Annotated in this window: 12 protein-coding genes; 8 read left to right on the forward strand and 4 right to left on the reverse strand. The window is 57.6% G+C overall.

Annotated elements, in window-relative coordinates:
• Positions 1 to 7 precede the first annotated feature (7 nt).
• The 3 genes from PLUT_RS04995 to PLUT_RS05005 all read left to right on the forward strand — a co-directional run bounded on the left by PLUT_RS04995 (position 8) and on the right by PLUT_RS05005 (position 3,712).
• Entirely contained in the window at positions 8 to 1,534 is a 1,527-nt protein-coding gene (locus PLUT_RS04995; RefSeq protein ID WP_011357690.1) for a leucyl aminopeptidase, read from the forward strand.
• 2 nt (positions 1,535 to 1,536) lie between these two features.
• Positions 1,537 to 2,280 (forward strand): esterase/lipase family protein, encoded by a 744-nt coding sequence (locus PLUT_RS05000; RefSeq protein ID WP_049752360.1) that lies wholly within the window; start codon positions 1,537 to 1,539, stop codon positions 2,278 to 2,280.
• Positions 2,281 to 2,377: 97 nt separating this feature from the next.
• Positions 2,378 to 3,712, forward strand: a complete 1,335-nt coding sequence (locus PLUT_RS05005) for a UDP-glucose dehydrogenase family protein (RefSeq protein WP_011357692.1) — start codon at positions 2,378 to 2,380, stop codon at positions 3,710 to 3,712.
• Between the two features lie 153 nt (positions 3,713 to 3,865).
• Here the strand turns inward: PLUT_RS05005 and thiD are convergent, their stop codons facing one another.
• Genes thiD through PLUT_RS05020 form a run of 3 tightly spaced genes read right to left on the reverse strand, consistent with a single transcriptional unit; the run spans position 3,866 to position 5,951 of the window.
• The gene (gene thiD, locus PLUT_RS05010; protein ID WP_011357693.1) at positions 3,866 to 4,675 is read right to left on the reverse strand and encodes a bifunctional hydroxymethylpyrimidine kinase/phosphomethylpyrimidine kinase; all 810 of its coding nucleotides are present in this window, start codon (positions 4,673 to 4,675) and stop codon (positions 3,866 to 3,868) included.
• On the reverse strand, positions 4,672 to 5,310 hold the full coding sequence (gene thiE, locus PLUT_RS05015; protein ID WP_011357694.1) for a thiamine phosphate synthase: 639 nt from the start codon (positions 5,308 to 5,310) through the stop codon (positions 4,672 to 4,674). Before thiE ends, thiD begins: the two co-directional genes overlap by 4 nt.
• Positions 5,307 to 5,951, reverse strand: a complete 645-nt coding sequence (locus PLUT_RS05020; protein ID WP_011357695.1) for a thiamine phosphate synthase — start codon at positions 5,949 to 5,951, stop codon at positions 5,307 to 5,309. The genes thiE and PLUT_RS05020 overlap by 4 nt, the downstream gene beginning before the upstream one ends.
• 105 nt (positions 5,952 to 6,056) lie before the next feature.
• Here PLUT_RS05020 and PLUT_RS05025 point away from each other — a divergent pair, with 105 nt between their 5' ends.
• From PLUT_RS05025 to PLUT_RS05040, 4 genes are all read left to right on the forward strand, one after another.
• Positions 6,057 to 6,545, forward strand: a complete 489-nt coding sequence (locus tag PLUT_RS05025; protein ID WP_011357696.1) for a RidA family protein — start codon at positions 6,057 to 6,059, stop codon at positions 6,543 to 6,545.
• A gap of 769 nt (positions 6,546 to 7,314) precedes the next feature.
• Positions 7,315 to 8,964, forward strand: coding sequence for a S41 family peptidase (locus tag PLUT_RS05030; RefSeq protein ID WP_011357697.1), 1,650 nt, complete (start codon positions 7,315 to 7,317; stop codon positions 8,962 to 8,964).
• A gap of 55 nt (positions 8,965 to 9,019) precedes the next feature.
• Complete coding sequence (locus PLUT_RS05035) at positions 9,020 to 9,679, forward strand: START domain-containing protein (protein WP_011357698.1); 660 nt, start codon at positions 9,020 to 9,022, stop codon at positions 9,677 to 9,679.
• Between the two features lie 76 nt (positions 9,680 to 9,755).
• Entirely contained in the window at positions 9,756 to 10,373 is a 618-nt protein-coding gene (locus tag PLUT_RS05040; RefSeq protein ID WP_041463816.1) for an START domain-containing protein, read from the forward strand.
• Between the two features lie 10 nt (positions 10,374 to 10,383).
• Here the strand turns inward: PLUT_RS05040 and rfaE1 are convergent, their stop codons facing one another.
• Complete coding sequence (gene rfaE1 / locus PLUT_RS05045; protein ID WP_011357700.1) at positions 10,384 to 11,370, reverse strand: D-glycero-beta-D-manno-heptose-7-phosphate kinase; 987 nt, start codon at positions 11,368 to 11,370, stop codon at positions 10,384 to 10,386.
• Between the two features lie 191 nt (positions 11,371 to 11,561).
• Here rfaE1 and ffh point away from each other — a divergent pair, with 191 nt between their 5' ends.
• Complete coding sequence (gene ffh / locus PLUT_RS05050) at positions 11,562 to 12,911, forward strand: signal recognition particle protein (RefSeq protein ID WP_011357701.1); 1,350 nt, start codon at positions 11,562 to 11,564, stop codon at positions 12,909 to 12,911.
• Positions 12,912 to 12,926 lie beyond the last annotated feature (15 nt).

Here is a 12,926-nt window from a genome sequence, read left to right on the forward strand (position 1 = left end):
ACCGATCATGAAAACAGCCGCAACATTCTCCGCGCTCCAGGATCTTGACGCCGACCTCCTCATCTTTCCCTTCAGCAGCGAAGGCCTCAAAAAAGCCGCTTCTCCGGTTCTGGAGGCGGCAGGGCTTTCTGATGCCCCTCTGGATGATTTCAAGGCGGCGGCGGGCGATACGCTCGTTCTCTACCCTCGTCCGGGTAAGCTTCGTGCCCCTCGTGTGATGCTTGTCGGCACGGGCGAGGCCGGGAGCCTCGATGACTGGCATCGTGCAGCGACTGCTGCAGCGTCCAGGGCCGTCGACCTTGAAGCCCGCCGAATCGTTTTCGATCTTCCGGCTGCCGGCGGCAAGGCAAAGCCCGGCATTGAGGCGGTGGCTGAAACGCTGGTCGAGGGATGCCTGTTCGGCGCCTACCGGTTTGAACGTCTGAAAAGCGGCAAACTTGATAAAGGAGAGAAGAAAACGGCAGCGAAGGGAAAGGCAAAGAAGGCTGAAAAGGGCATCGACCTCCTGACCCTCCGGGTTCCGGCTTCGGCACTCGCCGCTGCTGAAAAAGGCATGGCCTCAGGGCTTGTCATCGGTTCGGCGCAAGAGATGGCCCGCAATCTCGTCAACCTTCCCGGCAACCACCTGCAGGCAGAAGACATTGCGCGTGCTGCCGCTGCATCCGGCAAGCAGTACGGGTACGGGGTGACGGTACTTCGCAAAAAGGAGATAGAGTCGCTCCGGATGGGCGGCCTTGTTGCCGTCAACCAGGGGAGCCTCAACCCACCGACCTTCACCGTCATGGACTATGTGCCCAAAAAGAAGGCGAAGGCGACCATCGCCCTCGTCGGCAAGGGTGTAACGTTTGATTCCGGCGGCATTTCCATCAAGCCGTCCGAGGGTATGGGCGACATGAAGTCCGACATGGCCGGAGCTGCGGCCGTCATCGGGGCTGTTGAAGCGGCTGCGCGCCTCGCCCTTCCGGTCCGCATCATCGGCCTGATTCCCGCTACCGACAACATGCCGGATGGCAACGCGCAGAAACCCGGTGACGTCATCACCACCTATTCGGGCATTACGGTCGAAGTCGGCAACACCGATGCCGAGGGGCGCCTCATCCTTGCCGATGCCCTGACCTATGCGGCTCAGAAGTACAGCCCTGACGCCATCATCGACCTTGCAACCCTCACCGGCGCCTGCATCGTAGCTCTCGGCTACCAGGTCGCCGGCCTGTTCAGCAACGATGACGCTTTGGCCGGTGCGATCGAAGGTGCTGCCCGCGATACCGGCGAGAAGGTCTGGCGCCTTCCTCTCTGGGAGCTATACGACGAGCAGATAAAGTCCGACGTGGCCGATGTCAGCAACACCGGAAGCCGGGGGGCAGGGACCATCACGGCGGCGAAGTTCCTCGAGAAGTTCATCGACGGCCACAAGAAATGGGCACACATCGACATTGCCGGTCCTTCGTTCCCTGCCAAAGGCGCAGCCAAGGTGAACGGCGGCTCGGGCTTCGGTGTCCGGCTGCTTGTCGAACTCCTCAGGAAATGGTCGTAACCATGAGCGCCCAGGTTTCACAGCCGGTTCTCATCGTACCGGGGGTCCTGTTCTGGGACTCCCTGTACCAGGGCATGCGTCTTGCGCTCTCAGAACGGGTTCCCCTTGAGAGAATCGAGATTGCACCGGTCAGCCTTGGGGACTGGATCGGATTCCCGCCCTCTCCGGAGCGCTCGACGAACCGGGTGATGAAGGTTATCGACCGCTCGCTGAAGAGGATGGCGGAGCGGTTCCCTGGAGAAAAGGTCACCATCGTCGCCCACAGCGGTGGCGGGACGGTCGCCATGGTCTACCTCCTTGAAAAGCCCTTCCAGGGTGACTGCTACCATCGTGGAGAGCAGGTATCGCGCCTCATTACCCTCGGCACGCCGTTCCGCACCCATGAGCAGTATGCGAAGCTCAAGACCGATTTCATCGACCGGCACCTCACGCCCGGTTTTTTTCGACGATGCCGGGTTGTTTCCGTCGTCAGCGACAAATACCGCGGTTCCCCCGCCGGCTCCCTCACTGAAAAGATGTGCCATCTGTTCTACCGCAGCACCTGGGGTGATGGGAATGCATCGGGAGACGGGATCGTACCGGCTGAAAGCTGCCGCCTCGAGGGGGCAAAGAACGTCATCATCCCGGATGCCGAGCATCTGCCGACCCCGCATACCCGTTGGTACGGCACGAATGAGGGGGTGCGGCAGTGGGCGGGGTGGCTTGATTCCGATGGGCCGGAAGAGCACCCCCCCGCGCTGAAATAGAGAATCTTTTCTTTGACAAAGCCGAAGGAAAGTGGTAAAATCAAAACCCTCCATCCGAATGGAATGGCATGTTTTTTTATAACCAAACGCCTCTGTAATGAAAATAACCATATTCGGATCAGGCTATGTAGGCCTTGTTACCGGTGCATGTTTCGCTGAAGTCGGCAACGACGTGCTCTGCGTCGATATCGACCAGGACAAGATCAAGCGCCTGCAGGAAGGACACATTCCGATTTACGAGCCGGGTCTTGAAGATATCGTCATTGAAAACAGTCGTGAAGGGCGTCTCCGTTTCACTTCCGACATTGCAGAGGGCGTCGGGTTCGGCCTCTACCAGTTCATAGCCGTCGGCACTCCTCCCGACGAGGACGGCTCGGCCGACCTCCGCCATGTGCTCAGCGTCGCCGAGAGCATCGGCACCCACATGCAGGAGTACCGGATCGTCATCAACAAGTCGACCGTGCCGGTCGGCACTGCCGATCTCGTGCGTGAGAAAATCAGTTCGGTCCTCAGCGAGCGCGCCGCAGCTATAGATTTTGATGTCGTTTCCAACCCCGAGTTTCTGAAAGAGGGGGACGCGGTGAACGACTTCATGAAGCCCGAGCGCATCGTCATAGGTGTCGACAACCCCCGCACGAAGGAACTGCTTCGTTTCCTCTACTCGCCCTTCAACCGCAGCCATGAGCGGTTCCTGGCCATGGATGTCCGCTCTGCCGAGCTGACGAAGTATGCGGCCAACGCCATGCTGGCCACGAAGATCAGCTTCATGAACGAGATCGCCAACATCTCCGAGCGCGTCGGTGCGGACGTCGAGGCCGTGCGTCGCGGCATCGGTTCCGATTCCCGCATCGGTTTTCCCTTCATCTACCCCGGCGTCGGTTACGGCGGCTCCTGTTTCCCTAAAGACGTCCAGGCCCTTGAGCGCACTGCGCGCAAGTACGGCTACGACTCACGCATTCTGCAGGCGGTCGAAGCAGTCAACCACGACCAGAAGCTGAGCATCGTCGAAAAGATCAAAGCGCACTTCGGTGGCAGCCTGAAGGGCCGCACTCTGGCCATATGGGGACTTGCCTTCAAGCCGAACACCGATGACATGCGTGAGGCCCCGAGCCGCGTGGTGATTGAGGCGCTCTGGAAAGAAGGTGCTGTGGTGAGGGTCTACGATCCTGTCGCCATGGAAGAGGCCGAGCGTATCTACGGGAAGAAGGACGATCTCTACTATGCAGCCAACCCCGAGGATGCGGTGAAAGGCTCCGATGCCCTTGTCATCCTGACCGAGTGGATGGTGTTCCGCAGCCCCGATTTCGAGATGATGAAGCGCGATCTTCTCTCTCCGGTCGTTTTTGACGGCAGGAACATCTACAACCCCGAGTTCATGGAGCAGTCAGGCTTTACCTACTACTCCATCGGCCGGCTCCCGAGAGGCGTATAAGCCCATCGGATTATTGCCGTCCGGATGTCGTCCGGAACATCATACGGACAACGTGCAGCCCTCCCTTGTGAGGGCTGTTCGCCGTTAGGGCTGTTCCCGGACTCCGGCTGTTCCCGGACTCCGGCTGTTCCCGGACTCCGGCTGTTCCTACCTTTATAACCCTCCCGTGATGTGCAGCAGCGGGCCGCTGCCCTGGCCGAGCCTCCATCGGGCTCCGGCCCGTATGGCTTCGGTGGTGTAGTCTTTAGCCTTCCGGACCGCTTCCCTCATCGGCTCTCCCTTTGCCAGATATGAGGCCACAGCCGATGAGAGCGTACAGCCTGTGCCGTGGGTGTTGGGGCTTGCTACCCGTTCGGATGTGAGCCACGTGATGCTCCCTTCAAACAGGAGGCAGTCGCTGCAGGTATTTCCTGCAGCGTGTCCTCCCTTCAGCAGGACAGAGCCTGCGCCCCGGCCGGAGAGTGCCCTTGCCGCAGCTTCGGTTTCCTCGGGTGTGGAGGGTGCGTGCGGGAGACCGAGCAGGACGGCAGCTTCTGGGAGGTTCGGAGTGATGATGGAGGCAAGGGGGAAAAGCTTTTCGACGAACAAAGCCAGGTCGCGGGGCTCGAGGAGCGCGGTGCCGGAGGAGGAACGAAGCACCGTGTCAAGGACAACGGGCGTTGAGGGCGGAAGCATGGCGACAAGTTCTGCAACTGCAGAAACCATCCGTCCGCTGCCGAGCATCCCTATTTTGACTGCGTCGATTGCAATATCGCTGTAGATGGCATAAAACTGCTCTCTGAGGCACGTTTCGCTCTGTTGATGGATCGACACCACTTCGCGGGTGTTCTGGGCTGTAATGGCCGTTATGACTGTCGTTGCATAGCATCCGAGCGCCGCAGCGGTTTTGATGTCTGCCTGGATGCCGGCGCCTCCGCTCCCGTCCGAACCGGCGATGGCGAGGATGGTTGCATAGCGCTTCATGTCCCCTCTCCCGCACGTGTGGTGTTCATGATGGCCATTAGGCTGCGGGCCGCCTCTTCCGGGCTTTCCGCCTTCGTCACTGCGGAGATGACGGCGATGCCTGCCGCACCACGGGAAATGAGGGGTCCGGCATTTTCGCGGGTGATGCCCCCGATGGCGATGAGCGGGATCCTGAGAGCAGCCGCCGCGAGGCTGATTGCTTCGGGTCCGAGAGGCTTGTATCCCTTCGCTTTGGAGCCGGTCGGAAAGATGTGCCCGAATCCGGCATAATCCGCTCCGTTCCGTTCTGCCTTGAGGGCTTCATCCACTGAAGATGTCGATGCTCCGATGATTTTTCCCGGTCCGAAGAGTTGGCGCGCAGCCGCTACCGGCAGGTCGTCCTGGCCGAGATGGACGCCGTCTGCATCTGTCGCAAGCGCTATGTCTGCCCTGTCGTTGATGATGAAGAGTGCACCGGCTTGGCGGCAGAAGGGAATGAGGGCTTCGGCGAGCCGGCAGAGTTCTCTTCCTGATGCTGTTTTCCGCCGCAGCTGGATCATGTTCGCGCCGCCCCTGAGGGCTCGGGGGACCATGTCCAGCGGACTGGTGTCCTCATCGGTGATGACGCAGAGGATGGGTGAGTGTGGACTGTTCATCCTGTTATCCTGTAAAGGTTTTCAATGGTGGACGGAAGGTGTTCGCTGCCGGAGAAAAGGCTTATGGCGGCAATGCCCCATGCCCCGCACTCCATGCACTCTTTCGTGCGCTCCAGTGTGATGCCTCCGAGGGCATAGACCGGGATGGAGACGGCACGGCAGACCTCCCTGAGTTTTTCCGTCCCCTGAGGAGGACCGAAGGCAAGTTTGGAGGGCGTGCTGTAGACCGGGCTGAAGAACAGGTAGCCGGCACCAGCCTCCTCGGCCGCGACTGCGTCCCGGAGGGAGTGTACGCTGCGCCCGAAGATGAGCGAAGGCGCGGCTTTCCGGAGCAGGTGCAGGGGACAGGCCTCTTCGGGCAGATGGACCCCGTCGAGCCCTACCGTCAGCGCAATGTCGATGCGTTCCGATACCAGCAGCCTTGATCCTGCCGTAAGCGGCAGTTTCCGTGCATCACGGGCCAGAGCAAAGAGCTGCCTGCCGGAAAGATGTTTTTCGCGGATGAGGATCATGCACGGCGGAGCTCCGGCAAGCCTCAGGAGAAGCGATTCCGTCCCGCTGCCTACCTGAGTGGATGTCGCGGGGCTGCTGATCACCGTGATGCGGGGCAGGGGAGCTGATGACGGGGTTCTTGCCTTCATGGCGTTGCTGGCTTTGATATTTCTCGGACATTAAATAATTTAGAGGGTAAAAGCAACCGGAGCGAGTATCCAGTCACCCATTTGCATTGAGGAGAAGCCCAGCATATGGAAAGCATTGAACAGAATCTTGCGGATGCCGGCCTTGTGCTGCCTTCCCCCTCAACGGCCTCTCCGCTCTACGCTCCGGCCATTCTTTCCGGCAACCTGATTTATACCTCCGGCCAGCTCCCGATGGTAGATGGCGTGCTGGCTTCCCGGGGGGGCGTCGGCAGGGTCTCGGCGGCCCGTCTTGAGGATGCTTCCCTGGCATCGCGCATTGCCCTCATCAACGCCCTTGCCGCCATACGCACGGTAACGGGCTCGCTTGACGCCATCACCCAGGTGGTTCGTCTCACGCTGTATGTTTCAAGCGAGCCGGATTTCACCGGTCAGCATCTTGTCGCAAATGCGGCCTCAACCGTTCTTCTCGATATCTTCAAAGAGCGGGGGAGGCATGTCCGCAGTGCTGTCGGTGTCGCCTGTCTGCCCCTCGATGCCAGCCTTGAGCTTGAGCTCATCGTCGCATACAACCCCTCCTTCCCCCCTTCACACTGACTGGAAAAACATATCTCCAGAGATTGATTGATGGCACAATCAATTCCCGATGATGTGCATCATTAAGCGCAGTTAAATCAAGTGTAAGGCGCGCAAAGCGTTGTTGATAAGTCTTGAGTATTTATGATTTATGTTTCAACGTAACAGTCGCCAACAACAACTGAACCATTGTTGGCAATAACTGCCTTGATGCTTCTTGTTTGTCGCAATAAGTGCTTTTGTCTCTCTGGTTATCCCGTCTCGCAAATAAGTCATAATTTTATCTTATAAAGTATGGTAAGATGTTTAAATAAAAGATTATAGATGTTTTTGGTGAATGTTTGCTTTATGTTGTTTGTGTTGCTGGTAATATTCTTCTGCTGTGTCGTTGTTGGTTGGCTTCACACTGTTCTTTGCGGTTGTTCATATGGCGCTTATTTTGTTTCATTATTCGGCTTTCAGTTGACTTATCTGGTATATCGTGTTGCTGTTGTCTTTTCTCTTAATGTTTTTTGTCATCTCTTTTGTTGGTTGCTTGTTCGGTTTTTTTGTATGCTGTTATTTGGGCGTTCATTTTACTTGCGGATAAGAGTTCTTTTTGCGCTCTATGCTGCCCTTCCCTGCTGTAAGGCCGGGCGTGCATCCGTTTCCTGTGCACGTCACCTGTCCTGTTTTTGGGCGGCGACGGGTTAAGCTGTATCTTCATGAAAGCGGAGGCTGGTTGCGGGTTCCTGCTGTTGCCCGGGACTGCCTTCCTCTGTCATCACCATCGTATTAATTGTGTTCTGCCATGTCCCGTATTCTGACCATAGCGATGATGCTCGTCGTCCTGGCCTTCGGCGTTTTTCTCGGATCCAGGATGGCCGGTGACGGTACAGATCGCTACAGGGAGCAGAAAAAAATGAGTGAGGCCTATGAGCTCATCAAGGCCTTTTATGTCGATGATGTCCCTGGCGACAGTCTTGCGGGTGCGGGAGTGCAGGGGATGGCCGGCTATCTGGATCCGCATACCCTCTACCTTGCTCCTGAAAAAGCCGCGTATTCCCAGGCGGAGTTCGATGGCAATTTCGATGGCATCGGCATCGAGTACGATGTCCTCAACGATACACTGCTTGTTGTCACTCCGCTGTCCGGCGGGCCGAGTGCCGCAGTCGGCATCGCTCCCGGCGACCGGATCCTTGCCATCGATTCCGTGTCCTGCATCGGCATTTCCCGCCAGGACGTCATGCGCAAGCTCAGGGGGAAACGCGGGACCAGGGTATTGCTGAACGTCTATCGTCCCCTTTCCGGCAAGAGTTTCGACTTTCTGGTTACAAGGGGGAAGATTTCCACCTCCAGTGTCGACGCGGCCTTTATGCTCGAAGGCGGCAACGGTTACATCCGCATCAGCCGTTTCATGGCCACAACGGCCGATGAGTTCCGCCTTGCACTCACGAAGCTCCGCCATGCCGGCATGCGGCGTCTTATCGTTGACCTTCGGGGCAATCCGGGCGGGTTTCTTGAGCAGGCCGTGCAGGTGGCTGACGAGTTTCTGGGTGAAGGGCAGCTGATTGTCTATACGAAAAGCAGGAATTCGGCTGAGAATGTCCGCTATGTGGCACATTCGGGAGACGGATACGAAAAAGGAGCGCTTGTGGTGCTCGTCGACAAGGGGAGCGCCTCAGCATCCGAGATCCTGGCCGGTGCCCTGCAGGATAACCATCGTGCCGTCATTGTCGGTGAGCTGACGTTCGGAAAGGGGCTCGTGCAACGCCAGCTGCAGTTTTCCGACGGCTCTATGCTCCGTCTGACGGTTTCAAGGTACTACACGCCTTCCGGCAGGCAGATCCAGCGGCAGTATGTGAAGGGGGAGGGCGGACGTGACCGCTATTATCATGAATCTCTGGCCAATATCATGCCGGGGAAACTCTTTAGTGACCCCGACAGTTTACTCTACCGGAAAACCAGCGAGGTATCCGTGTACAGAACCGGAGGTCTCTACGGGGTGCTTGATTCCCTGAAGGGTAAAGCAGCTTCGAAGAACCTTCAGCTGAATGCGCTGTCGGCAGCCGGGGGCATCATTCCCGATTTCTGGGTGACGGGGCGTCCCTATACGGAGTTCTATCAGGAGATGTACCGCTCAGGCCTGTTTGAGGACATTGCCCTTAAGATCCTTGATGACCCGAAGAGTTCCGTACAGGCCTACCGCGCGTCGCTTGATGGGTTCATTTCCGGCTATCTGGACGACGGGCGCCTGCTTTCTCTGGTCCGGAAGTCCTGCAGTGCCAGAGGGATTGCCTTTGATGCGGCATCCTTCCGCCGCGACAGGGCGTATGTAGCCCTTGCAGTCAAGTCGCGCATAGCCCATCAGCTGTTTGGTTTCGAGGGTCAGATCCGGGTGTTTGTTTCGGGTGCGGACCCTGTGGTCCGCATGGCCGGAGAACTTCCTGTAGTCCCTTGAGTTCCGGACCTCGTTTCATCTTCACTCATTAATCATCTTTAATCAGTCAATCCACATGCCGTCACTGCTTGAAAAAATCAACAATGAGAGCTGCACGCTCCGCCTGAAAAACGACTGGCTCAAGATTTTCACCTGCCCGGTCCCGAGTTCGGATTTCCTCTCTTTTGTCGGCGTCGCCGAGCTTGATGCATCGCGGGACGCTGTTCTGGCATTGCTCTACGACATCGAGTCCGCGACCGAGTGGGTATGGAAGACCAGTGAGATGCGCCTCCTCCAGGAACTTTCCGGTGATGACGGCCGGGTGGTATACCAGGTGGTCAGCGCGCCGTGGCCTGTCACCGACCGTGAGATCATCAGCCGTTCGGAAGGGTTCATGGATCCCGAGACCGGCGAGGCGTTCATCAGCATCGAAGGCCTTCCCGACTTCCTTCCGCCCGACAGCCGCTATGTGCGGGTGCCGAGCCTGACGGGAGCGTGGAACATCACCCCTCTCGCCCTGGATCGATGCAGGGTGGTATTCAGGCTTCACATCGAGCCCGGTGGCGAAATCCCCTCATGGCTTGCCAACATCGCCGTTATCGATACGCCCTACCACACCCTCTGCAACCTGAAAGAGATGGTGAAACGCGAGAAATACAGGACGCCGGTGAAGGCTCCCTTCAAAGAGTCTTCAAGGGACGTAATCCGCAATTATGAGGAATTTATTTCCGCCTGATTGTTATTTTTCCCTTTTAACTCAGGCCGTCCCGTATAACAGCCGCTCCTTCCTCAGTCATCTAACCGCTTCAGGCATGGACGTACATTCGATCCTCAATGGTAAATGGGATTTCAGGGTTGAGCACAGGGGCATCAGCATTTATTCCTCGAAGGTCGAGGGTTCGGATGTACTTGGCTTCAAGGGGGTGGCGGAGATTCCTGCCGGCTTCAGGAAGCTCATTTCGCTGTTCCATGACACCTCGAGTTACGGCCGCTGGGTTCACCATCTGACTGAGATGGAGGTGCTTGAGCGGAACGATTCGCTTGAATATGTGGTGCGGCAGGTCATCGACACCCCGTGGCCTCTCCAGAAACGGGAGATGATCGTCAGGACGGGCCTTGAGCCGGCGGGAGAGAATGCTGTGGCGGTTACGATGACCGGCGTGCCGGAATTCATACCGCTGAACCCTGCCTACTCCAGGGTTAAAGAGGTGCAGGGTCTCTGGGTCTTTGCTCCCTCAGGCCCCGATGCCATCCATCTGACCTTTGTGATGCATGTCGATCCCGGCCCGGACGTTCCTTCCGCCGTCAGCAACCAGGCGATGTTCGAAGTGCCGTTTTATTCGATGGACAACCTGCGAAAACTCGCTGGCGACCGTTCCTACAACCCGCCCTATCCCGAAGAGGTCGACCGGCACCTCTGCATCATCTGAGACGAACGGCTCAGTGTACCGGATGTTCCCTGCATACCCGCTTGAGCCGTTCCGGCTTGACCGGCACGGCCCCGACCTCCTGGCAGACAGTTCCTGCAGCAAGGTTGGCGATTGAGGCATTCCGGATGATGTCGAGGCCCGCCGCGGCTCCGAGCGCGAGGGTGCCGATGACGGTATCGCCCGCTCCCGACACATCGGCAACGTCCAGCGAACTTACCTCGATGTGGGTAAAGGATCCGTCGTAGACCGTCATTCCTTTTTCACTCCGGGTCACCACCAGCGCTTCAGCCTGAATAAGGTCCTGCAGCCTCAGGCACGCCTCCTCGACCTCCCGGTCGCTGTTCGGCACCGGGGTGCCGAGCGAGGCCGCCATTTCCGACAGGTTCGGCTTGAACACCGTGCAGCCCCGGTATGCAAAGAAATTCTTCAGTTTCGGATCGACCAGAACCGGTACACCATGGCTTTTTGCAGCGGCGATGAGCGCAGTGATGAGCTCCAGTGACAGCACCCCCTTGTTGTAGTCTTCAAGCACGACGGCGTCAGTTTCCGGGATGATGGCGTTGAAGGCATCCATGATGGAGGCGGCTGTCTTTTCACTGATTTCATCCCTTTTTTCGAAGTCGACCCTCGTGATATGGTGGTTCTGTGAGAGGATGCGGGTTTTGCAGGTGGTGGGACGGGCGGGATCGCTGACGAGGCCCTCTCCTGACAGTCCCATGTTTCCGAAAAGTCCGAGCAGGAGCCCGCGGTCCTGATCCTCGCCGGTCACGCCGAAAAGGGTGGTCTCGGCGCCGAGCGAAAGGGTGTTGAGCGCCACGTTTGCAGCGCCCCCGAGCCTGATGTCCTGATGGGTCACGTCGACGACGGGAACGGGATACTCCGGTGAAATCCTTGACACATGGCCGAAGATATACTTGTCGAGCATGATGTCGCCGACGACGGCGATCCGTTTTCCTTTGAAAGATTCGATGATGCTGTCGGTGGTCTGGGTGGCCATGTACCTGTATTGTGTGTTTTTCGGAGTGTCGGAGAGGGGGAGAGCCCTGTGTCCAAAAAGTAAATAAAAAAAATACCGCCAAAAACCCCGATGGTGAATAATGATGCTGTTTGGTGGTTTTATTTTTTACTATTTTTTGTTATAATTAAAGCTAAGCATTTTTACGCTTTATCAGAAGAAACCGGACACTGATGTTTGAGAGTTTAAGCGACACGCTGGAAGGCGCTTTCAGGAAGCTAGCCGGCCAGGCGACCATCAATGAGATCAACATCGGTATCGCCATGCGCGATATCAAACGCGCTCTCCTTGGCGCCGATGTCAACTACAAGGTTGTCAAGAAACTGGTCGAGGACATCCGCCTGAAGTCTCTCGGCGAAGATGTCGTCAAGAGCGTTTCGCCGGCACAGATGATCGTGAAGATCGTCAGCGACGAGTTGACCGAGCTCATGGGCGGGGAGCAGAAGCCGCTCAACCTTTCCACGAAGAACCTGCCCGCGGTCGTCATGGTTGCCGGTCTGCAGGGTTCGGGAAAGACCACGTTCTGCGCGAAGCTCGCCAAACGCCTGAAAAAGGGTGGAAAGAACCCGATGATGGTTGCCGCCGACGTCTATCGTCCTGCAGCCGTCGAGCAGCTGAAGACTCTCGGTCTGGAAGTCGGTGTTCCCGTGTTCTCCCTGGATGAACAGGATGCCATGAAAGTGGCCCGCGAGGGCCTGGAGGCCGCCAGAAGGGGAGCGCATGACGTGCTGATCCTCGATACTGCCGGCCGCCTGCAGATCGACGACAGGATGATGGCTGAGGCCGAGGCCCTGAAAAACCTGATGAAGCCCGAGGAACTCCTGTTCGTCGTCGACTCGATGATGGGCCAGGAGGCGGTCAATACCGCCAAGGCGTTCAATGACCGCCTTGACTTCGACGGTGTGGTGCTGACCAAGCTTGACGGCGATTCACGGGGCGGTGCGGCCCTGTCGATCCGGCAGGTTGTTGAAAAGCCCATCAAGTTCATGAGTGTCGGCGAGAAGATGGACGACCTCGACCAGTTCTATCCGGACCGCATGGCCCAGAGGATACTGGGAATGGGCGACATCGTCAGCTTCGTCGAAAAAGCGCAGGAGAATCTGGATCTGGAGAAAACGATCCAGATGCAGAAGAAGCTGATGAAGAACGAGTTCGATCTGAACGACTTCCTCGACCAGCTCCAGCAGCTCAAAAAAATGGGGTCCATACAGGGACTCATAGAGATGGTGCCGGGCCTGAACAAGATGGTGCCGAAGCAGGATCTCGAAAACCTGGACTTCAAGCCGATCGAGGCCATCATCAACTCCATGACGAAAGCCGAGAAGGCTTCGCCGGAAATCATCAACGGCAGTCGCCGCCAGCGTATTGCCCTTGGAAGCGGAACGCGCGTGCAGGAGGTGAACATGCTCCTCAAGCAGTTCGCGGAGATGAAGAAGATGATGCGCTCGGTGTCGAAAATGACGCAGTCGGGAAGGAAGATCACTTCCCAGAACCTGGCGCTTGACAAGTTTTTAAAACGATAGACAGCAGTACTTTCT

The sequence above is a fragment of the Pelodictyon luteolum DSM 273 genome (genome assembly GCF_000012485.1).
GTDB classification, from domain to species: Bacteria; Bacteroidota; Chlorobiia; order Chlorobiales; family Chlorobiaceae; genus Chlorobium; species Chlorobium luteolum.